This is a genomic window from Aquirufa sp. Wall-65K1, from assembly GCF_054558475.1.
Genome location: NZ_JBPXKD010000008.1, coordinates 39036 through 60014, shown reverse-complemented (window position 1 = coordinate 60014; position 20979 = coordinate 39036). Strand labels below are relative to the sequence as shown.

Annotated in this window: 20 protein-coding genes; 10 read left to right on the top strand and 10 right to left on the bottom strand. The window is 40.7% G+C overall.

The annotated features are described in order from the left end of the window. Positions 1-31 precede the first annotated feature (31 nt). From ACST15_RS11605 to ACST15_RS11595, 3 genes are all read left to right on the top strand, one after another. Positions 32-334, top strand: a complete 303-nt coding sequence (locus tag ACST15_RS11605) for a rhodanese-like domain-containing protein (protein ID WP_459454823.1) — start codon at positions 32-34, stop codon at positions 332-334. Positions 335-359: 25 nt separating this feature from the next. Further along, the gene (trxA, locus tag ACST15_RS11600) at positions 360-656 is read left to right on the top strand and encodes a thioredoxin (protein ID WP_459454822.1); all 297 of its coding nucleotides are present in this window, start codon (positions 360-362) and stop codon (positions 654-656) included. A gap of 192 nt (positions 657-848) precedes the next feature. Continuing rightward, positions 849-1553, top strand: a complete 705-nt coding sequence (locus tag ACST15_RS11595) for a thioredoxin domain-containing protein (RefSeq protein ID WP_459454821.1) — start codon at positions 849-851, stop codon at positions 1551-1553. 53 nt (positions 1554-1606) lie between these two features. Here ACST15_RS11595 and msrB read toward each other — a convergent pair whose 3' ends face one another. After that, a complete protein-coding gene (gene msrB / locus ACST15_RS11590; protein WP_459454820.1) occupies positions 1607-2092 on the bottom strand; it encodes a peptide-methionine (R)-S-oxide reductase MsrB in 486 nt (161 codons plus the stop codon). A 214-nt stretch (positions 2093-2306) separates the two neighbouring features. Between msrB and ACST15_RS11585 the strand changes: the two genes are divergently transcribed. The 3 genes from ACST15_RS11585 (at position 2307) to ACST15_RS11575 (ending at position 4322) form a co-directional block, all read left to right on the top strand. Next, positions 2307-2972 (top strand): SOS response-associated peptidase, encoded by a 666-nt coding sequence (locus tag ACST15_RS11585; protein WP_459454819.1) that lies wholly within the window; start codon positions 2307-2309, stop codon positions 2970-2972. A gap of 87 nt (positions 2973-3059) precedes the next feature. After that, positions 3060-3416, top strand: a complete 357-nt coding sequence (locus ACST15_RS11580) for a bleomycin resistance protein (protein WP_459454818.1) — start codon at positions 3060-3062, stop codon at positions 3414-3416. Between the two features lie 93 nt (positions 3417-3509). Further along, a complete protein-coding gene (locus tag ACST15_RS11575; protein ID WP_459454817.1) occupies positions 3510-4322 on the top strand; it encodes an SMP-30/gluconolactonase/LRE family protein in 813 nt (270 codons plus the stop codon). Between the two features lie 136 nt (positions 4323-4458). Here ACST15_RS11575 and ACST15_RS11570 read toward each other — a convergent pair whose 3' ends face one another. Continuing rightward, on the bottom strand, positions 4459-7377 hold the full coding sequence (locus ACST15_RS11570; RefSeq protein WP_459454816.1) for a DNA polymerase III subunit alpha: 2919 nt from the start codon (positions 7375-7377) through the stop codon (positions 4459-4461). Next, a complete protein-coding gene (gene dinB, locus ACST15_RS11565) occupies positions 7377-8564 on the bottom strand; it encodes a DNA polymerase IV (RefSeq protein ID WP_459454815.1) in 1188 nt (395 codons plus the stop codon). The genes ACST15_RS11570 and dinB overlap by 1 nt, the downstream gene beginning before the upstream one ends. A gap of 108 nt (positions 8565-8672) precedes the next feature. Here dinB and ACST15_RS11560 point away from each other — a divergent pair, with 108 nt between their 5' ends. Then, positions 8673-9377: an XRE family transcriptional regulator gene (locus tag ACST15_RS11560; protein WP_459454814.1), complete on the top strand. Its 705-nt coding sequence runs from the start codon at positions 8673-8675 to the stop codon at positions 9375-9377. 26 nt (positions 9378-9403) lie between these two features. After that, positions 9404-11530, top strand: coding sequence for a Tex family protein (locus ACST15_RS11555; protein WP_459454813.1), 2127 nt, complete (start codon positions 9404-9406; stop codon positions 11528-11530). 125 nt (positions 11531-11655) lie between these two features. On the opposite strand, the gene ACST15_RS11550 is transcribed toward ACST15_RS11555, so the two are convergent. From ACST15_RS11550 to ACST15_RS11535, 4 genes are read right to left on the bottom strand one after another with little or no spacing between them, the layout of a single operon-like run. Continuing rightward, positions 11656-11994 carry a heavy-metal-associated domain-containing protein gene (locus tag ACST15_RS11550; protein WP_459454812.1) on the bottom strand — a complete coding sequence of 113 codons (339 nt, stop codon included), beginning with the start codon at positions 11992-11994 and terminating at the stop codon, positions 11656-11658. Next, the gene (locus ACST15_RS11545) at positions 11994-12212 is read right to left on the bottom strand and encodes a heavy metal-binding domain-containing protein (RefSeq protein WP_459454811.1); all 219 of its coding nucleotides are present in this window, start codon (positions 12210-12212) and stop codon (positions 11994-11996) included. Before ACST15_RS11545 ends, ACST15_RS11550 begins: the two co-directional genes overlap by 1 nt. Positions 12213-12223: 11 nt before the next feature. Next, positions 12224-14458 carry a TonB-dependent receptor gene (locus ACST15_RS11540; RefSeq protein WP_459454810.1) on the bottom strand — a complete coding sequence of 745 codons (2235 nt, stop codon included), beginning with the start codon at positions 14456-14458 and terminating at the stop codon, positions 12224-12226. Positions 14459-14508: 50 nt separating this feature from the next. Then, on the bottom strand, positions 14509-14916 hold the full coding sequence (locus ACST15_RS11535; protein WP_459454809.1) for a hypothetical protein: 408 nt from the start codon (positions 14914-14916) through the stop codon (positions 14509-14511). 104 nt (positions 14917-15020) lie between these two features. Between ACST15_RS11535 and ACST15_RS11530 the strand changes: the two genes are divergently transcribed. After that, positions 15021-16631: a S8 family serine peptidase gene (locus ACST15_RS11530; RefSeq protein ID WP_459454808.1), complete on the top strand. Its 1611-nt coding sequence runs from the start codon at positions 15021-15023 to the stop codon at positions 16629-16631. Positions 16632-16637: 6 nt separating this feature from the next. After that, positions 16638-17744 (top strand): acyltransferase family protein, encoded by a 1107-nt coding sequence (locus tag ACST15_RS11525; protein ID WP_459454807.1) that lies wholly within the window; start codon positions 16638-16640, stop codon positions 17742-17744. 72 nt (positions 17745-17816) lie between these two features. On the opposite strand, the gene ACST15_RS11520 is transcribed toward ACST15_RS11525, so the two are convergent. Genes ACST15_RS11520 through ACST15_RS11510 form a run of 3 tightly spaced genes read right to left on the bottom strand, consistent with a single transcriptional unit; the run spans position 17817 to position 20871 of the window. After that, a complete protein-coding gene (locus tag ACST15_RS11520) occupies positions 17817-18734 on the bottom strand; it encodes an ROK family protein (protein ID WP_459454806.1) in 918 nt (305 codons plus the stop codon). 12 nt (positions 18735-18746) lie between these two features. Further along, a complete protein-coding gene (gene rsgA, locus ACST15_RS11515) occupies positions 18747-19685 on the bottom strand; it encodes a ribosome small subunit-dependent GTPase A (protein ID WP_459454805.1) in 939 nt (312 codons plus the stop codon). After that, positions 19678-20871 (bottom strand): 3-deoxy-D-manno-octulosonic acid transferase, encoded by a 1194-nt coding sequence (locus tag ACST15_RS11510; protein ID WP_459454804.1) that lies wholly within the window; start codon positions 20869-20871, stop codon positions 19678-19680. Before ACST15_RS11510 ends, rsgA begins: the two co-directional genes overlap by 8 nt. Positions 20872-20979 lie beyond the last annotated feature (108 nt).

Sequence of the window (20979 nt, the reverse complement as noted above, 5' to 3'; positions counted from 1 at the left end):
GCATAGCTTTGTGACATAAACAATCAAAATCATGATCGAATTTCTAAAAAATTTATTTGGCTTAGGCTCTAAAGTAGATGTGGCAGCACTCATTAAATCTGGGGCAAAAATTGTGGATGTTCGAACTGCAGCCGAATACAAGCAAGGGCATGTGAAAGGTTCTATCAATCTACCTTTACAAACCTTGGCCAGCAATTTAAATAAATTAAAAAAAGAAGATGTTATCATCACTTGTTGCGCCTCTGGTATGCGTAGTGGTGCCGCCAAACGCTTATTGAAATCTCATGGGTTCCAAGAAGTTCACAATGGTGGAACTTGGATGTCATTAAGATAGTTTAGTCTATATAAAAGCCATTATTATGAGCAATTTTTCAGAATTACTAAAATCAGAACAGCCAGTGCTGGTCGACTTCTCAGCAGAATGGTGTGGACCATGTAAACAATTAAAGCCTATTTTGGAGCAAGTAAAAGCCAAAATTGGCGATTCCGCAAAAATCATCAAGGTAGATGTGGACAAAAACCGAAAAACTGCGGAAAAATTCCAGATTCGCTCTGTTCCTACCATGATTCTATTCAAAAATGGTAAATCAGTTTGGCGACAATCGGGTGTTATTCCTGCCCATACCTTGGTGGGGATCATTCAACAGTATAGTTAAATCAATTTAGAGTGAAGAATGTAGAATGTAGAATTATTGCTTATTTTCAGGTCACTTGACTTAAACAAACTACTAGCTTTTCTTCATTCTTAATTCTACATTCTTCATTCTTCATTCCATTCTACATTCTACATTCTACATTCTTCATTCTTCATTCCATTCTACATTCTTAATTCTTCATTCTACATTATTATGAAATCCCTCCTCTTCTCCCTCCTTTTCTCACTTACACTTTTTTCTTGCTCCCAGCCTGCAGGCGAAGGATTACAAGATGTAAGTGCTACCGAATTCCAGCAAGCCATCCAAACTGGTGCTTCCAATCAAGTTTTGGATGTAAGAACCCCAGAAGAATTTGATGGTGGACACATTGCTGGTGCTATTTCAGCAGATATTAGTTCAGAACTATTCCAACAAACAGTTGCTACATTAGATAAAAACAAAGCCGTGTATGTCTACTGTTTGTCGGGAGGTCGTTCATCTCAAGCAGCCCAACAATTGATTTCGATGGGCTTCAAGCAGGTATATAATTTAGGTAGAGGTATCTTGGCATGGAATGCTGCTAGTTTGCCTTTATCGACAGAATCTGGTAGAGCTAGCAGGCAAGAAGGGATGAGTTTAGCTGCGTTCGAAACCCAAATTAAAGGCAAGAAAAAGGTAATTATTGATTACAATGCCACTTGGTGCGGCCCATGCAAACAATTAAGCCCCATATTAGAAGCTTATGTTAAGGATCAAAAAGGCGAAGTCGAACTTATTAAAATCGATGTAGATGCTAATCCTGAATTGGCAAAAGCTAAAAATATCGAAGCAATTCCCTATTTGGAGCTATATCAAGATGGAAAATTAACCTGGAAAAACGTTGGATTAATTGGACGTTCTGAATTGGATAAATTATAAAAAATCCTGGTCGGTTTTTGCGAACTAGCTTGACTGACCAGGAATTTCAAAGACTATTTACTTGGTTCAAAGCTCAAGGAAACTGAATTAACGCAATAGCGTAAACCCGTATCTGTAGGACCATCATCAAATACGTGGCCTAAATGTCCACCGCATTTTCCACAGGTAATTTCGATACGGCGCATGCCTAAGGAATTGTCAACCGTCTCTTTAATCACGCCTGCTTTGATTTCTTTATCAAAACTAGGCCATCCGCAGTGAGCATCAAATTTGGAATTGGAGGAAAATAAATGAGCCCCACAACCACGGCATGTGTAAATGCCTTTTTCATTGTGCATTAAAAATTTCCCCGTAAAAGGTCTTTCTGTACCTTTTTGACGTAATATATAATATTCATCGGGTGTTAACTTGGCCTTCCATTCGGCCTCTGACTTAGGTAAATCTTTCATAGGTATATTTGCTTGAGCAGCATCCTTGGGTCTTTGACCACAAGCTTGAAAACATAAAAAAACGATGCAAGAAATAAAGAATGATTTCATAAATGCTTTTTTTACAAATAACGAGAAAATAACTCGATTGTTTCAAAGTCTAAGGCAAAATGCTGACAGTTCCATCATGAATGCTAATCAATAAATGATTTGCACGATACGCAAAAGGAGAAATATTAGCCATTAAAAATCACCTCCCCAAAAATCAAAAAAAGGTAGTAATTTGAGAGCGAAATTTACCGCTTATTTTTGATCATTTACCTGCATGTGTTATTATACCGACCAGACTAGTTCTAAAAAAGCCTTAGAAGCAAGGTTCAAAGCGCAGGCAAAATATGATGAATCCCAAGCACCACAAGGGAAAATTTCTGGTTTCACCCGAGCGGCGCTACCTATTATCACCCAAGGAAAACCGGAACTCATACAATTAATTCCTTGGGGCCTAATTCCAGCATGGGCCAACACAGAGCAAGCCCGAGATTTGCCTAAAAACACCCTAAATGCCAAATCAGAAAGTATATTTGAAAAGCCTTCTTTTGAGCCTTCCATCTTAAAACAACGCTGTTTAATTCTAATAGATGGCTTTTATGAATGGCAACACCTTGGTAAAGATAAGATTGAATACCACATACATTTGAAAGAAAATGAGTCCTTTGCTTTGGCTGGAGTTTATGCCATTTGGCATAATCCACAAACAAGATCCCTTCAACCCTCCTTTTCCATCATTACCACCCCCGCCAATGAATTGATGGAGGAAATTCACAATACCAAAAAGCGAATGCCTTTAATCCTTGAGGCAGAACAAGAAAGAAATTGGCTAGCAGATTTGTCGAGTGAAGAAATCAAATCCTTTTTCAAACCATTAGATAGTTCTAAAATGCAGGCTCAGCGCGTGAAAAATATTGGAGAACAAACGCTGCTATTTGGATAAATATCCCTCGTTTCTTTCAAGCGATTTATCCAGAAATGAACCTATTATTCCAATAATAAAAACTATCTTTTGAAAAAATAAAGACACATGCTCTCCGAAATACATCCCAAATTACCTATGCGAAATAAAGCCCTTACTAGGGATTATTATGTAAACCAACTAGGATTTCAGGAAGTTGGCCAAGCAGACTTTGAAGGATATTTGATGTTACAAAAAGATCAAATTCAAATCCATTTTTTTGAATTTAAGGATTTAATTCCCGAGGAAAATTATGGACAGGTTTATATCAGAGCCCGGCAAATAGATGAACTATACCAAAGCCTGGTAAATAATCAAGTAAAAATCCATCCCAATGGGCATCTTCATGTTAAACCTTGGGGACAAAAAGAATTTTCATTACTTGATCCTGATTATAATTTATTGACTTTTGGTGAAACTATCTAAGGCTAGGTATGGCCCATGATTAGCAAGACAATCAAAAATTTGTAAATTAAACATTTGAAAACATATTATTCTAATCCATTTATCTTGTTAACAATGAAAAACTTACTATTTGCTCTGTTTTTAGTACTTTCTTGGACTGCAAAAGCCCAACATACACTAGAAAAAGTATGGGAGAGTGATACTACCCTCGCCGTTCCTGAGTCTGTTTTATACCATCAAGGTAGTCTTTATGCAGCATTAATTGATGGACAACCATGGGATGTAGATGGTAAGGGTGAAATTGCCAAACTCGATAAAAATGGCAAAATTTTGAATGCAACATGGGTCACAGGTTTAAATGCGCCCAAAGGTATGGGGATTTGGAAGCAGCAATTATACGTAGCTGATGTATCAGAAGTGGTCGTAATTAATACGAATTCCGGTAAAATAATGACTAAAATTCCTGTTGAAGGAGCTACTGGCTTAAATGATATTACGGTAGACCAGCAAGGTATTGTCTATGTTTCTGACTCTAAATTGGGAAAAGTTCACCGCATAGAAAATGGTAAGGCAGCGCTTTATTTAAGTGACCTTAAGGGAGTTAATGGGCTAAAAGCGGTGGGTGACGCATTGTATATGCTTACTGCCAACGTTATTTTCAAAGCTGGTGCCGATAAGAAACTCGTATCTGTGGCCACTACTGAAGTAGGTGGAGATGGCATAGAGCCTGTAGGAAATGGTGATTTTGTGGTTACTTGCTGGCCTGGTATCATTTATTACCTGGATAAATCTGGTCAATTAACTACCATGCTGGACACGCGCGATAAAAAATACAATTCAGCTGATATTGGCTATAACCCAGATCAGCGCATCGTTTATGTTCCTACGTTTTTCAAAAAATCGGTGGTTGCGTATAAATTGAAATAAAATGAAGAATGTAGAATGTAGAATGGGGAATTTTGGGTTAATATTTACTTTTAACTATTTCATCACTTAAATATCTATGTGAAATTCTACATTCTACATTCTACATTCTACATTCTACATTCTCCATTCTACATTCCTAAAACCTCGGGTCGGCTTTCCAGCCTAATTTTTTCATCTGCAAAACCCGTAAAGAGCGATGACCAAATTCTTCCATGACTTGTCCTTGCATCCAATAAACGCCTCCACCCTTGAAGGTATATTTCTTTAAATCTGAGGGGAAATGTACCGTATCAAAAAAGGCACCTTGTGCATCCAAAAAATAGCCAAAATACATCCGCTCACCCTTCTTCGTCCAAGTAGGCTTTAAGGTCACTAAATAACCTAAAATATCGCCTCGGTCTGCTGATAAGCGGGCATCTAAACTCGTCACAGGCCATTCGTCCAATAAATCAAAAGGAGAACAAAGGGGAAAACCGAGTATTTCCCACTCATCAAAAGCATCTTCCAAAGGCTCATGCACCAGCGTAGGTAAAACCCCTATCTCCGTGCTATCCTCAAACATTTCCATAGCTACTACCTCGGATACTTTCCCTTGGAAACGAGCATAAGCCTCCCACATCAAATTCTTTTTCCCTGTTCCCAAGCGTCTAAAAGCCCCCACTCGAATCAGAATAATGGCTTGCTCCAAACCTATACTCACCCTTCGAGCAAAATCTTCCCAAGATAGAAAAGGGCCCTGGGTTCTAGCCTCCAATAGCTCTCGAATCAATCCTTTCTCCAAACCTTTGACATGTACCCAACCCAAATACACAACCCGGCCGTCCAAACGAGTCAAATAATTACTTTCATTGATTTCGGGTGCCTCCACCAATCCTCCTGCCCTACGAGCCTCATGTACGTAAAACTCCGTTCGATAAAAACCTCCAAAATTATTAATCACCGCCACCATGAACTCCAAAGGAAAATAGGCCTTCAAATACAAGCTTTGATAGCTCTCCACCGCAAAACTGGCCGAATGCGCCTTACTAAAAGAATAACCACTAAAACTCTCCATTTGTCGCCAAACCTCCTTGGCCACCGCCTCCTCATAGCCCTTTTGGGCACAATTAAGAAAAAACTGCTCCCTAATACGTTCAAACTCCCCCCTAGAACGGTATTTACCTGACATCCCCCGACGTAAGACATCGGCCTCCGCCAAGCTCAAACCTGCAAAATAATGTGCCACCTTAATCACATCTTCTTGATACACCATCACTCCATACGTCTCCTGCATCAATTCCCCCATCAAAGGATGAACGGGCTGATAGGAATGAGGAGCATGGTGTCTTTCAATATAGGCCTTCATCATGCCTGAACTTGCCACTCCTGGCCGAATGATGGAGCTGGCCGCCACCAAGGTTAAGTAATCCGAACAATGTAACTTCTTGATTAACTGTTGCATCGCAGGAGATTCAACATAAAAACAGCCCATCGTTTCGTGGCACTCCAACTGCATTTTGATGCGCTCATCTTGCTTAAAATCAGACACTCGATGTATATCAATGTCAATCCCTCGATTTTGACGAATAATCTCCACCGCCTCTTTGATATGCCCTAAACCTCTTTGCGACAAAATATCAAACTTGGCAAAACCAATTTCCTCGGCAACATACATATCAAATTGGCAGATAGGAAAACCCTTGGGCATAGGCTCTAGGGCAGTATATTCCGACAAAGGTTTATCCGAAATCAATATTCCCCCAGCATGTATACTCAGGTAATTGGGGAAATCAATCAACAAATTACCATACTTGATAATCCATTGATGAATCTGGGAATTCGACTGCCTCAATTCTGCCGTTGGGGCTATCCAGGCATCAATCTCCGCTTTGGGTAAACCAAAAACCTTCGCCAATTCCCGGTAAATAGAACGATCCCGAAAAGTAACATAAGTGGCTAATAGACAGACGTATTGCGCACCATAGCGTTTGAAAATATAATCAATGATTTCATCTCGTTCATCCCAAGAAAAATCAATATCAAAATCAGGCGGACTGGTACGATGAGGATTAATAAAACGTTCAAAATACAAATCCAGCTCAATAGGGTCCACATCCGTAATACCCAAGCAATAAGCCACAATGGAGTTAGCTCCACTTCCTCTACCCACGTGAAAATAGCCCCTAGAACGAGCATAACGAATGATGTCCCAAGTAATCAGAAAATAGGACTCAAAAGCAAGGTCATGAATCACTTGAAGCTCTTTTTTGATCCGCTCTTTGGCCTCTTTAGAACGATGCGGATAACGGTAAAGCATTCCCTCGTAGGCTAGTTTTGCCAATAATGCTTGATCATCCTCAACACTAGCGCTGAATAGCTTTCGGTTTTTCGTTAGCTTAAATTCAAAGTGAAATTCACAACTATCCAAAATCTTAGCCGCCTCTTCTAACAAACTAGGATAATCAGCACAAAAATCGGCTAAAGCTTCTGGACTATACAAACGCTCATCTTCAGCTGCTTGTGCCTCCTGCAGCAGCTTACTCAATAGCACATTATGATCGATAGCCCGCAATAAGCGGTGCATCGAATAAGCTCGCTTATCCAAAAAAGTAAAAGGATGACACCAAACCAGCGAAGAGAAATCCTGCTCCTTCCACAACTTATTTCGGTCGCTCGCTCTCACTCCCCAACGCTCCTGCGGACCTAAGCTTTTCAATTGTTCTCGACGTGCCAAAGGAAAGATGGTCCAGACATCCGGTGAACTAGGGGGCCTGATTGGCCAAGGCTTAGCTGATAATAGATATTGACTCGCAAAAGCATTGATTTGAGCCAATCCTGTAGCATTTTTAGCTAAACAGATGTAATAACAAGCATCTCCCTGCCGAAACTCCATCCCCACGACAGGCTTGATATGGGCTAGCCGACAAGCCTGAAAAAAATCATAAATACCTGATACTCGATGTATGTCAGTTAATGCCAAAGCCTTGATACCCAATGCCGCAGCCGCCTCCACCAAAGCCTCTGGAGATAGCGTTCCATAACGCAAACTATAATATGAATGGCAGTTGAGGTACATTACTGATCTGATTTAGGCAAAATATTACGGCGTTCATGGCGACCCATCAAACCACTCGCTCGTATAATAGAAAACTCGCCAAAGCGATTCTTTAGGCCATCCATGGCATGGTAAAGAGGTGCCAAACGAGCGCCATCATCAAATAGATTCAACTGCTCCTGCCCTTGCAATAACTTCGAGAAACGAACCCCTATCAAACGTATCAGCAAACGGCGATCATAGAGCTTCTCAAACAATTCCACTACTGCGGGAATCAAGCGGTGGTCACTGGCGGTAGCAGGTAAGGTGATTTGTCGCGTATGTGTATCAAAATTGGAATAACGCAACTTCACTGTTACGCAGGAAGTACACTGCCCCAAAGTCCGTAAATCATAGGCCAGCTGCTCTGTCAAGGAAACAAGTATACGATTCAACAAAACCACATCGGTACTATCTTGGTCGAAAGTCATTTCCTTCGACAAAGACTTCTGCTCAGAGTATGGCACCACCGGCCGTAGATCGATGCCATTAGCTCGTTCCCAGAGCATAACGCCCGACTTGCCAAAACTACGCTCTAAGACTTTCAAAGGCATTTGACTCAATGTTCCTACGTGAACAATGCCCATATTCCGTAGCGTTTGAGCCGTTACCGACCCAATCATGGGAATTTTACTCACAGGCATGGGGGCCAAAAAAGCCTTTTCTTCCCCAGCCAAGACCTGGTACTGACCCGCAGGTTTCACATGGTTAGTAGCTACTTTAGAGACCGTTTTATTGACAGACAAACCAAAGGAAATCTGCAAGCCTGTTTGTTTTTGAATACGTTCCCGTAAATCAGTAGCAAAACGATAAGATCCAAAAAAGCGCTCCATACCAGTCATGTCCAAATAAAACTCATCAATGGAAGCTTTCTCTACCAAAGGAGCCCGCTCCATAATCAAGGATGTCACCGCTTCCGAATACTGAGTATAAGCTTCCAAATCACCACGCAATACAATCGCATCTGGACAAAGCCGCGTAGCCATACGCATGGGCATGGCAGAACGAACGCCAAAAGCCCGTGTTTCATAACTGCAAGCCGCCACCACACCACGGTCAGATAAGCCCCCGACAATCACAGGCTTACCCACTAAGCTACTGTCGCGTAGTCTTTCGACAGAGACAAAGAAACTGTCCAAATCCATGTGAACAATGGCGCGGTCTTGCATAAAATTGATAGATATTTGGGTATTCTGAATACCTTTTGTAATTTCGATACAAATGATATCCGAAATTGGATACGAATTTTATTCATTTTACATTAATAAGCAATATACATGAGCACTTTTTTTAGCCAGAATTTACGATTCTTACGCAGCAAAATGACAGAGAAAACTTCTCAAGAAAAACTGGCTGAAATTTTACAAATAAAAAAACCGACTTTGGGCTCTTATGAGTCCGGAAGAGCAGAACCCAAATATGCTGATTTAATCCTTTTAGCTAATTTTTTCGAAGTTGAAGTAGATGAATTACTCAAGGAGGATTTGTCGAAACGCATCCCAGGCATATCCAATAAACCGAAGCTACGTATTTTAGCCACCACGGTAAACGACGATAATGAGGAGAACATCGAAATGGTACCTGTAAAAGCTTTGGCAGGGTATACAACTTCCTATGACGACCTAGAATTCATCAAAGAACTACCAACCTTTCAGGTGCCTTTTTTGAGTAAAGACCGTAAATACCGTGTATTCCCAATCAAAGGAGATTCCATGCTACCCCTACAATCTGGCTCTTTGGTATTTGCTGAATACGTAGAAGACTGGAAAGATATCAAAGATGGTACCATCTGCATTGTGGTGACGCGCGAAGATGGGGTGGTTTTGAAAAAAGTCATCAACCACCTGCAAGAAAAAAATGTATTGATTTTAAAGTCGACCAACAAACTATACGACCCTTACCCGATTCTTGGTACAGAAATCCAAGAAATCTGGAAATTCGCTGGCTATTTCTACAATGAATTCCCTGAAACCAACGAATAAAGTAAGACCCGTTTCCCTTTTCTTTTATGTCCATTCCTTTTCAAAAAATTGCCGCTAGCTTACAGCTGAGCGAAAATGCCGTTCGCAAAACCATTGCCCTCTTGGAAGAAGGCGCCACGATCCCCTTCATTGCTCGTTATCGAAAAGAGATGACAGGAAGTTTGGACGAGGTTCAAATACGCGATATCCGTGACGCCATGGAGCTGTCCATAGAACTAGAAAAACGCCGAGAAGCGATTTTAAAATCTTTGAAAGAACTGGACAAACTAAGTCCCGAGCTGGAAAGGGCTGTTCGTGCAGCAGAAACCTTAGCTAAATTGGAAGACCTATACCTTCCTTATAAACCAAAGCGTAAGACCCGTGCCATGGCCGCTCGAGAAAAGGGCTTACAAGAATTAGCCAATGTCCTATTTCAACAAAGGAACCTTTCGCCAGAAGATTTAGCTGAAAAGTTTTTGGATGAAGAAAAAGGAGTACTCTCCGTGGATATCGCTTTAGCCGGTGCGAGGGATATTATGGCAGAAGAAATGATGGAAAAAGCAGAAGCGAGAGAAGATGCGCGTCAGCTTTTTGCACGAAAAACCCAAGTGAAATCGAAAGTCAGCAAAGGCAAGCAAGAAGCTGGCATGAAATACAAAGATTATTTTGATTGGGCTGAGTCATTAGCCCAAGCACCCTCCCACCGGGTTTTAGCCCTATTTAGAGGCGAAAATGAAGGTGTTTTAACGCTGTCCTTAGAAGGCCCCGACGATGACGTATTAGAGCGATTGGAACGTCGATTCCTAACAGGCCGAAATGCCTGCGCTGACCAAGTGGAATTGGCGATACAAGATGGTTACAAAAGGCTTTTACAACCAGCCATGGAGACCGAAATGCGGGCAGAGGCGAAAAAACGAGCAGATGAAGAAGCGATTCGAGTATTTGCCGAGAATGTACGCCAACTACTATTGGCAGCTCCTCTTGGACAAAAACGTATTCTTTCACTTGATCCGGGCTTTAGAACCGGATGTAAATTGGTTTACTTGGATGAACAGGGCAACTTGATGGAAAATACGACCATTTACCCACATACTGGGCCGGGGCAAGCACAGGAAGCCGAGCAAATTCTACGTTCTTGGGTAAAGAAATACCAAATTCAGGCCATTGCAATAGGTAATGGCACAGCAGGCAGGGAAAGTGAAAGCTTTGTGAAAAATCTCCATTTAGAAGGCATTAGCATTATTATGGTGAATGAAAGCGGAGCATCCATCTACTCGGCCTCAGAAGTAGCGCGCGAAGAGTTCCCAGATAAAGACATCACCGTTCGTGGTGCGGTTTCCATCGGTCGCCGACTCATGGATCCATTGGCTGAATTAGTGAAGATTGACCCCAAGTCGATTGGCGTAGGTCAATACCAACATGATGTAGACCAAAAGAAATTACAGGCTTCTTTGGATGACACCGTTATTTCTTGCGTAAACTCAGTGGGAGTGGAATTGAACACCGCCTCTAAGCAAATTCTATCTTATATTTCAGGTTTAGGACCTCAATTGGCCCAAAATATCATTGATTATCGACAAAAAAATGGCCCTTTCCTGCGTAGGTCTGACTTAAAGAAAGTACCGCGTTTAGGGGAAAAAGCCTTTGAGCAGGCCGCTGCATTTTTACGTATTCGCAAAGCGAGTAATCCTTTGGATGCCAGTGCGGTTCATCCAGAACGATATCCTATTGTAGAACAAATGGCTAAAGATTTACAATGCAAGGTAGCCGACCTCCTACAAAATGAAGCCCTTCGAAAACAAATACAGATCAGTCGCTATGTCAGTGCCGAAGTAGGTATTCCAACATTAACGGACATCGTTCAGGAATTAGCTAAACCAGGACGTGACCCAAGAGAGCAATTTGAGGCATTTGAATTTACCGAAGGGGTTAATTCCATCAAAGACTTGCGAATAGGCATGAAGCTAGCAGGTATTGTGACCAACATCACCAATTTTGGTGCTTTTGTGGATATTGGGGTGCACCAAGATGGTTTAGTGCATGTAAGTCAGCTGGCCGATAAATTCGTCAAAGATCCCAATGAGGTGGTGAAAGTCCAGCAAAAAGTACAAGTGACCGTCACGGAAGTAGATGAAGCTCGCAAACGTATTGCCTTGAGCATGAAGGCCCGTTAACTTTCTTTATCAAGTTATTGGACAACAAAATTGTATTGAAAAACGTTACAACGCTCAACGCTGTCAAGGTTTGGAACCTTGCCAGCGTTAGAAAATAGCGTTGATTTTTTCTTTTTTTGTTCTAATTAATGAGCTGAAGCCGCCGCACCTTTCTTGCAACAAGATGGCAATTTTTCGTAACTCTTGCCATCTGCCACCACCTCATCAGCATCATATCCTACTTCTGCAATGGCCCGCTTTATAGCTGCCACATCAGTCTTTTTAGGATTGTATTCTACTAAAATGGTTTTGTCTTTCAGGTCTAAATCCGACTTAGAAATACCCTTACTCAAGGCCAAATTCTTCTCAATACGCTCTTTGCACATCTCGCAAATAGCCGAAGTCTTAATCTTAATCGTTTGTTTCGGTCCTGCCAAGCTAACAAATGGCAAAGCCAATAATGCTGCTAAAATTAGTTTTTTCATTAGGCTGATTTTTTAACTGCTTTTAATTCCATGGTACATGCCGGGCATTTACCTTTTTTAGCATAGGTCTTATTTCCCTCACATTTCATCGGACATTGATATACTTCTTTTTTATCCGCACCCGCTTTGCTGGTGTCGTGCTTATGCTCTTGCTTTTCTTGTGCCATCAAGCCATATGTTCCCAACATAAGACCTGCCATCATGATTACATTTTTCATTGTTTTTCTATTTATTGAATTTTATAACGCATTCCTGTATAAATCATCCGACCTACGATAGGTCCCCAAACCATGGTTGCATCAAAGCCCCGACTAAACGGGTCTTTAGCAGACATAATTGGATTTGCTTGAGTAAAATTAAAAAGATTTTCTGCACCAAGGTACATTTCCCACTTTTTGAATTGTCGAGTTACCTGGGCATAAACCGTAGAAAATGCCGGTGCTGTTATCAAGGGGCTAGCTCCATCATGCACATGAGATAAGCTTCCATTGGGTATTCTTCGACTTCCATTCCATTGCCAAGTAAGATCATACTTCCACTTTTCATAGGGGGTAGCATAGGCCAAATTCACTAATAATCGCTCCTTATTCAAATAGGCTTTGGGTAAACGACTTAAGGTTCCTTTGGCGGTCCAATAATCCGCTTGAACATCTTGGTAGCGGTATGCCGCCTTCAGTTCAAAACGCTTCACAGGGCTATAATTTATTTCTGCCTGCCAACTATTGGCAAAGGATACTCCTGGATTACTATACATTCTAATCTCCCCTCCATTCTCCATATCCACCATCCACTGCTTTTCAAAATCCGTTCTAAAAGCATCTAAAACCAAACTCCCCTTTCTTGTTCCAATTTGAAAATTCTTAGTCAAGGTGGCCCCAAAATTCCAAGCTTTCTCCATAGGGTTCAAATCTCCCATAAGCACCAATCTGCGTCCATTAGCCAAGAAACCCATATTTTCTGCCAAAGGATTCACTCGGCGCCACCCTTTTCCCGCTGATAAACGGACAATCCAGTCTTCTGCTGCGTCCCATTTTAAATGCCACCTAGGAACCCATTGCGTTCCCAATTGATTATGCCAATCGATTCGATTGCCCACTACCATGGTTACATGATTGGGAATCGTCCAGGTGTATTCAAAAAATGCCCCGGGAACTAATTCAGTCCGAGCAAAAGTAGAATCTATATAGCGCTCTTGATAGGAATCATATAAAAAACTGGCCCCCGCCTTCCAGCTATGGTTGGTATTATCAAAAATTGATTGATAGATCAAATTAGCATACATACTTTGCTCCCTTCCCACATAATTTTTGAAAGCAAAATATGAGTCATTTTGGTGCTGCGCCGTATTTAATATCAATCCTAAGCCTTGGTAAGGTTTATCAGGAAACAAGCGAGCTATTTTAGCAAAGGTTTCAAAACGAGAGGTCTTACTACCAAATCCATAAATTAAATAACGGTTAGATCTATTTTCATCAAAGGTATTTTGACCTGCCAAACGATTCTCCATTAAATACGAGGCGCCCCATTGAAGCATCCAACGGTCCGTAGCATATTTCCAGCGATTTAATACATTCCACAAATCAAATAAGGGTAAGTCTATAAATCCATCTTTATTCCCATCTAAGCGTGCTGTTTGCTTTGAGTAATGGGTAAAAAGCCCCGCAGATAATTTTGAATTAAATCGATGAGCTCCTTGCTGGTTAATCTCGAATCGACCTTGGGAATTGGCATAAACATTCAAAAAATATTTTTCAGAAGTATCTGGTTTGGCCAATTCTACGTTGATTCCACCCGTCATGGACTCATATCCGTTGACTACGGAACTCTGTCCTTTGGCTAAATCAATGGATTTAATCCATGTTCCTGGTAAATAATTTAAGCCATATGTGGTTTTCAAGCCCCTTATGGATGGTACATTTTCCACATTGGTCTGTACATAAGTACCCGACAGGCCCAGTAATTGTATCTGCTTAGCTCCCGTCACAGCATCAGCAAAACTCACTGATACCGATGCATTGGTCTCAAAGCTTTCCGACAAATTACAACAAGCTGCTTTAGCCAAAGTCTTCATGGTCAGTATTTCCGTATGCAGCGTAGCCACATTATCCTGATTTCCTGGAGTAGCCGTGACGCGTACTTCGTTCAGCTCTTTGTTGGCCGGCTTTAAATGAACGTGTAAAAATTCATTTTTATCCACAAAAATAGAATCACTGATAAAACCACTGGAACTGAAAAGCATCCATCCCGTTTTACCTTGTACATCCAAAGAAAATGCACCTTTGGCATCCGTTAATGTTCCTTTTTTTGTGGGCCTAAAATAGACAGAAGCTCCTAATAGGTCTTCCATGGTTCCTTGAGCATCCAAGCTCATTACGCGGCCTTGTACGATTTGTCCAAAGCTCTGGGGCATTTCTACCGTGAAGGTAAAAAGCAATCCCAAGCATATAATTCGGTAAATTGACATAAGATTACAATAAGATATGAGAAAAAAATTCAAAGCGAATTTGATTCAAATCATATATTGTAACGCTGCATGAAAGCTAATTGCTCAGGCAATGGCCTGCAATAAGTACATTCGATGATCGGTTGATCTCTTTCTGAAAAAGTATAAGCAACTGATGTAGATGTAGGATAATCCAATAAGGCTAAAGGCTGCGCCTCTAGAACATATTTTAGATTTTTTTTGACCTGCTGATCAAACGTAAATTTTACTTGAACTTGGGCATATTGATAGCAAGCTGCCCGAGAAATACGCGTTTCTTTCGATGTTGAGGAGGATGGTGATGCTGCCGGAGCAGCCCAAGTAAGCTCCTTCTTGCCAGTCACTAAGCAATTTGATATTTGGTAAGCAAAGCCCACATGACCTAATAAAAGCCATGCCGACAAAAACACCAAGAAAAAACGTTGAATCGCGCTTTTCATCAAATTCTATTAGAAACAATCAAATTTACACATTAATTAAATATATTAGCTTAATGACATGCATTAAACCCATTATTTTCCTCATTTTCAGCAGTCTACTGTTCATGGGAAGTCCAATCTCGGCTCAAAATGACAGCTATCGTTACCTCATTTTATTTAAAGATAAAGCCAAGTCTCCCTTCTCACTTTCACAACCCGAGAAGTTTCTGAGTCCACGTGCTATTGAACGAAGAAAAAAACATCAAGTTGCCCTTACAGAACAAGATTTACCAGTAAACCCAGAATACCTCTTACAGGTTCAAAATTCGGGAGCAAAAATAGTATTTCCATTGAAATGGATCAATGGGGCTCTTATTCAACAGAAGCCTAAAGATTTAGCTAAAACCCTAAATCAAACTGGGGTCAAAGGCCTGTATTATACCTATCCAATTGATTCTAGTGCTAGTTTTCAAGTTTTAAATAAAAAAGTAAAACTCCAAGATGTACCTCAGGCCAATATCATCCTGGCTGATAGTCTCAACTACGGAAATTCGAGTGTACAAATCAGTCAACTAGGGGTCAATAACATGCATCTCAAAGGCTTTCGGGGAGAAGGAATATTAATCACGGTATTGGATGAAGGTTTTTTAAATGCCAATAATACCCCTCATCTGGCCAATGCCTTTTCAGAAAAAAGAATCCTCGCAACCTTGGCCACCACCCCAGGATTGAGTGACGTTTACAGTCGGGGTTCACATGGTACCCATGTTTTGAGTACCATAGCCGCTTTTAGCCCAGGTAAACTCATTGGTACAGCCTACCAAGCCCAATTTGCCCTAGCTCAAACAGAAGAAGGAAGCACCGAAAAAATTGTGGAAGAGGTAAATTGGCTAAGAGGAGCTGAGTGGGCAGATAGTTTGGGGACGGACATTATCAATTCTTCATTAGGATATACTGTTTTTGACCTTAAACTCAGTAATCATTCCTATGCAGACATGAATGGTAAAACCGCATTAAGTAGTAAAGCCGCAACTTGGGCAGCGCAAAGAGGCATTATTTGTACCATTTCGGCAGGTAATGAAGGAGCTGCGAGTTGGAAATACATTGCTTCTCCTGCCGATGCAGACTCCATTTTAGCAGTTGGCGCAGTGGACAAATCCTTGCTAAGAGCAAACTTTAGTTCTTGGGGACCAAGTTCAGACGGCCGCATAAAGCCAGATGTGGCTGCTATGGGCCAATCGACCGTCATTGGCACTTATTTAGGCACCTTTACTACCTCCAATGGGACCTCTTTTGCCGCACCTTTATTAGCCGGTTTAGTTGCAGGAACCATTCAAGCCAACCCAAAGAAAACCCCTTGGCAAATAATGAATGCTGTCAGACAATCTGGCCATCAAAGCTCTAATCCCGATAATTCCTTAGGATATGGCGTGCCTAATTTTACTCGCATCGACAAATTATTGAACCCTATTTTAAGTACCTTGGCACCAGAAAAACCCAAGATTTCACTTTACCCCAATGTCGTGCATTTGGGAGAAGCCATCCATATGGAAAAGGAACTTAACTCAGAGCTTAAAGTAGAGTTAATAAGCGCCTGGGGAGCCATTATTCATGAATTTTGGTGGACAAATGGAGCACAAGATTTTTTTCCTCCTCCCCTCGTTTCTGGCAAATATTATTTTAGATTTACGGATAAAATCACGCAACATGTGATCCCTTTTTATTTTTCAAACTAAACCTACATGAAAACACGCTTTCTTTCCTTAGACATATTTCGAGGTATAACCCTAGCCATGATGATTTTGGTGAATACCTCTGGAAATGGAGAATACACCTATGCCCCATTAAAGCATGCTAGTTGGCATGGTTTTACCCCAACAGATCTTGTCTTTCCTTCATTCTTATTTATGGTGGGTGTGGCCATGCGATTTGCTTTTAAATCATTCCAATTTCAGTTAAGCCCTGCATTAAGAAACAAGATTATCAAAAGAACCCTTCTTCTGTTTCTGATCAATTATTTGATTTTCTATTTTCCCTTCCTTGATTTTTCATTGGAGAATATGCGCTTCCTAAATGTGCTACCTAGAATCGCCTTGTCCTACTGTGCCGTTTCGTTTATTGTACTCCTCGTAAAAGAGAATTGGCTTACTGGAGTTAACATTGCCATATTATTACTTTATTGGGTATTAATGCTCGTATTTGGCGACCATGGTGCCGCCTTTGATTTAGGTACAAACGCCGTTCGGAAACTCGATTTATTCTTGTTTGGTCCTACTCATTTATACCATGGTGACGGTATTCCATTTGACCCAGAAGGACTTTTAAGCACATTGCCAGCCTTTTCTACCTGTCTATTTGGATATCAAGTGAGTCTTTTTTTAGAAAAAAGGAAGCAAGATGGCAAGGAGGTTACCTTTCCTTTGGTGAGTGCAGGAATTGTCCTTATCGTCTTGGCATTAATTTGGCACTTAGCTTTTCCTATCAATAAAAAATTATGGTCTAGCTCATTTGTGTTGCTTTGTGCAGGTATCGACTTTATCTTAATTGCATTAATCTATTGGTGGATTGAAATCAAAGAAAGAAAATTTGCCAATACTTTTTTCTTAGTTTTTGGTACCAATTCCATCCTAGCTTATGGTATATCCGAACTCTTGGCCATACAATTAAACAAATGGCAAATTGCCGAAGGAGATGGGACTACCTCAGCCAGTAATTGGATGTATTGGCATCTGTTTGAACCAGTATTGGGCAAATACAATGGTTCCTTAGCTTATGCAATTAGTTTCGTATTGGTATGCTGGCTAATCTGCTATGTATTTTATCGCAAAAAATGGTTTTTAAAAGTCTAGAACTAGATTTACTGCCCACAAAAAAAGCTCATTAGTGATTCTAATGAGCTTTTTTTATGAACTAATCTAAGCCTAACTGTATAACATGGCCGCTCCAAACACCCCCGCACTGTCGCCCAATTTAGGTTTAACCACCGGTGTATGCACCTCTCTCGAATTGAAAATATACTTTTTAATCCGCTCATAGCCTTCAGAATACAATAAATCTACATTTCCAACACCTCCACCAATCACAATCACATCGGGATCTAGCACATTGATTAAGGTAGAAATAGCCCTTCCAAAATAATCCACCATGCGTTCAACTGTTGCTTCAGCCGCCGCATCTGATTGATCTTTTGCTGCTAGTAAAATATCTTTCAATTTCATTTTTTTTCCGGAGTGCTTTTCATAGTATTTCTCTAAAGCAGGACCCGAAATAACCGTTTCTACACATCCAGATTTACCACAATAACAAGCATCGCCGTCATCCTCCAAAATATTATGTCCCCATTCACCACCAATTCCATGCAATCCATTGATGATTTTACCATGAACGACTAAGCCTCCACCGACACCCGTACCCATAATAACACCAAAAGCCACTTCAGCATGAGGATTTACATCCTGAACCGCGCCCAACAAGGTTTCAGCTAGAGCAAAACAATTCGCATCGTTTGCCAATTTCACTTCACATCCTAAGGTAGTAGCCAAATCGGTGGCTAGGGCTTGACCATTTAAACATACTGTATTGCAGTTTTTCATGGTATTGGTCAAAGGATTCAACACTCCCGGAGTAGCAAATCCAATGGCCTTAGGTTTCTCGCCTATTATTCCTGACACCCGGTCCACTAAGACCTTTATTTGAGCAATGATGTGATCATAGCCTTTGGCCGATTCAGTATCAATTCTTTCCCTAACTACCACTTGACTTGGATTCAGTTTATCCAATACAGCGCACTCAATTTTCGTCCCCCCTAGATCAATCCCCCATAATAATTCTTTGTTCATCGTTTTTTAGGTTTAGCGTCTATTATCATTATTTTCAAGCATACTCAAATAACTAAAATACCGAGACTCGGCTATTTCCCCTTCCTCCAAAGCTTCTCGCACAACGCAGCCCGGTTCCGACAAATGCATGCAATTATTGAACTTACATTTGCCTAAAAGTTCGCGCATTTCCGGAAAATAATGCGCTAATTCTTCTTTTTCAATTTCTAAAATCCCTAATTCTTTGATTCCCGGACTATCAATCAAATAGGTGTCTTTACCCAATTCCCACATGGTGGCATAGGTTGTAGTATGAACTCCTTTTTGGGCAAAATCAGATACTTCCTTGGTTTTAATATGTAAATCAGGAGCAACCATGTTCATTAGGCTAGATTTACCCACACCCGAATGGCCTGACATGAGTGACACTTTTCCTTGAAACATTTCCTTAAACTCGTCAATCCCTTGATTATTAGGTATGGAGGTAAACAAAATGCCGTAACCTAAAGATTGGTACAATCCAGCCCATTCAAAAACCTGATCCTGCTCTTCCTCATTGAGCAAATCCATTTTATTAAAAACGATTTGGACAGGAATACGAAATGCCTCTGCTGTTACTAAAAAACGATCCATAAAACCCAAGGAAGTCTTAGGCATTTTATAGGTCATGATGAAAATCGCTTGATCTATGTTAGCTGCCAGCAATTGGCCTTGACCTGTTTTATGGACAGATTTACGGATTAAATAGTTTTGTCGGGGTAAAATCTCTACAATCAAAACTGTTTGATGAACCTCATCCTCCATTTCATACATCACCCAATCACCTACTGCTATGGGATTGGAGGTTTGCGGACCTTTCAGTTTAAACTTTCCTTTCAAACGCCCAGCATAGACCTTCCCTTCCTCTGAGCGGATCTCATACCATGAGCCAGTGGAACGAACTATCAAACCTTTTTTCTTTGGCTCAGTCATGTTGATGGTTTATTAAAACGTGCATAATGGCATCTGTCGCCCCCCTATTCTTAGCAATAAATGCCTCAGATTGTGTTTTTATTTTAGCTCTTTGGCTAGAATTATACCATAAGTCCAACCAATATTTTTCTAAATCTTCTGTACTAGATATCGTTTGAGCAATTCCTTCTTCAATTAATGCGCAGGCCTCTCTGAATTTCAGGTAGTTCAAATCACCAAAAGCCATGACAGGACCAAAAACCGCTGCTTCCAGCGTATTATGTAATCCGGCACCATAAGCCCCTCCAATGAAGGCAAAATCTGCACCTTGGTAAATGGAAGATAAGCGTCCCACTTCATTGACGAATAAAACATCGTAAGTAGACCAATCCTCTTCAGTACTTCCATAGGAATAAACGGAAGGTAATTGAATGGCATTTTTCCATTTTTCTAATTCCGCCTCATGTATTTCATGTGGAACAATAATCCATTTAATGGGTAAGGTTCGTTTATTAATCAAGGGGATGATCCTTTCCATGTCAGCTTGCCAAACAGAACCCAAAACGGCAAATCTTTGCCCATTCAAAAACTCAACTAGTAAAGGCCAAGCATTTACTTGTTTGGATTGCGCGTAAACTCGGTCAAATCGTGTATCACCAGCTACTTGTACCTGCTGAATACCTATATCCTCTAATAATTTTTTGGATGCTAAATCTTGAACAAATAAATGGTTAAACTGCTTTAGTAGATTTCTGTAAAAACCTCCATACCAGGTAAAAAAGATTTGTTTAGGTCTAAATATGGCTGAAACCAATAATAAAGTTACTTGTCGACTAGCTAAGCCTGTTAAATAAAAGTGCCAAAACTCATATTTGACAAAAATGGCAATTTGTGGCTTTACCAAGTCCAAAAATCGAGCACTGGATTGGGCTCCATCGAAGGGTAAATAGGAAACATAATCGACACCTCCAAAATTCTTACGAATCTCATAACCAGAAGGCGAAAAAAAGGTTACTAGTATAAAATGGGATGGAAATTGCTTTTTGTAGGCTTCAATGATGGGCCTGCCTTGTTCAAACTCACCCAATGAAGCCGTATGAAACCAAGCTACAGGCTTATGCTGATGTGTGAACGCCTTTTCTAATCCTTGCCAGACTTCATTTTGACCTTGGTTCCAAAGTTTAGCCTTGGAATGGAACTTTGCCAAAACCCTGATGGTTTGACGATACAAAAACAAGGCAAAAGAATAAAGCCAAACTCTCAAGTTTTTCTTAAATTTGAAGGTGAATCTTTAAAATTACGAAATAAGCAGAAA

What these genes read in the sequence shown, in the direction of transcription:
- ACST15_RS11540 (WP_459454810.1), bottom strand. Translation starts at nt 14,458, where the DNA reads ATGTCAATTTACCGAATTATATGCTTGGGATTGCTTTTTACCTTCACG.
- ACST15_RS11520 (WP_459454806.1), bottom strand. Translation starts at nt 18,734, where the DNA reads ATGAACAAAGAATTATTATGGGGGATTGATCTAGGGGGGACGAAAATT.
- rsgA (WP_459454805.1), bottom strand. Translation starts at nt 19,685, where the DNA reads ATGACTGAGCCAAAGAAAAAAGGTTTGATAGTTCGTTCCACTGGCTCA.
- ACST15_RS11605 (WP_459454823.1), top strand. Translation starts at nt 32, where the DNA reads ATGATCGAATTTCTAAAAAATTTATTTGGCTTAGGCTCTAAAGTAGAT.
- ACST15_RS11580 (WP_459454818.1), top strand. Translation starts at nt 3,060, where the DNA reads ATGCTCTCCGAAATACATCCCAAATTACCTATGCGAAATAAAGCCCTT.
- trxA (WP_459454822.1), top strand. Translation starts at nt 360, where the DNA reads ATGAGCAATTTTTCAGAATTACTAAAATCAGAACAGCCAGTGCTGGTC.
- ACST15_RS11535 (WP_459454809.1), bottom strand. Translation starts at nt 14,916, where the DNA reads ATGAAAAGCGCGATTCAACGTTTTTTCTTGGTGTTTTTGTCGGCATGG.
- ACST15_RS11560 (WP_459454814.1), top strand. Translation starts at nt 8,673, where the DNA reads ATGAGCACTTTTTTTAGCCAGAATTTACGATTCTTACGCAGCAAAATG.
- ACST15_RS11595 (WP_459454821.1), top strand. Translation starts at nt 849, where the DNA reads ATGAAATCCCTCCTCTTCTCCCTCCTTTTCTCACTTACACTTTTTTCT.
- dinB (WP_459454815.1), bottom strand. Translation starts at nt 8,564, where the DNA reads ATGCAAGACCGCGCCATTGTTCACATGGATTTGGACAGTTTCTTTGTC.
- ACST15_RS11575 (WP_459454817.1), top strand. Translation starts at nt 3,510, where the DNA reads ATGAAAAACTTACTATTTGCTCTGTTTTTAGTACTTTCTTGGACTGCA.
- ACST15_RS11545 (WP_459454811.1), bottom strand. Translation starts at nt 12,212, where the DNA reads ATGAAAAATGTAATCATGATGGCAGGTCTTATGTTGGGAACATATGGC.
- msrB (WP_459454820.1), bottom strand. Translation starts at nt 2,092, where the DNA reads ATGAAATCATTCTTTATTTCTTGCATCGTTTTTTTATGTTTTCAAGCT.
- ACST15_RS11570 (WP_459454816.1), bottom strand. Translation starts at nt 7,377, where the DNA reads ATGTACCTCAACTGCCATTCATATTATAGTTTGCGTTATGGAACGCTA.
- ACST15_RS11530 (WP_459454808.1), top strand. Translation starts at nt 15,021, where the DNA reads ATGGGAAGTCCAATCTCGGCTCAAAATGACAGCTATCGTTACCTCATT.
- ACST15_RS11585 (WP_459454819.1), top strand. Translation starts at nt 2,307, where the DNA reads ATGTGTTATTATACCGACCAGACTAGTTCTAAAAAAGCCTTAGAAGCA.
- ACST15_RS11550 (WP_459454812.1), bottom strand. Translation starts at nt 11,994, where the DNA reads ATGAAAAAACTAATTTTAGCAGCATTATTGGCTTTGCCATTTGTTAGC.
- ACST15_RS11555 (WP_459454813.1), top strand. Translation starts at nt 9,404, where the DNA reads ATGTCCATTCCTTTTCAAAAAATTGCCGCTAGCTTACAGCTGAGCGAA.
- ACST15_RS11525 (WP_459454807.1), top strand. Translation starts at nt 16,638, where the DNA reads ATGAAAACACGCTTTCTTTCCTTAGACATATTTCGAGGTATAACCCTA.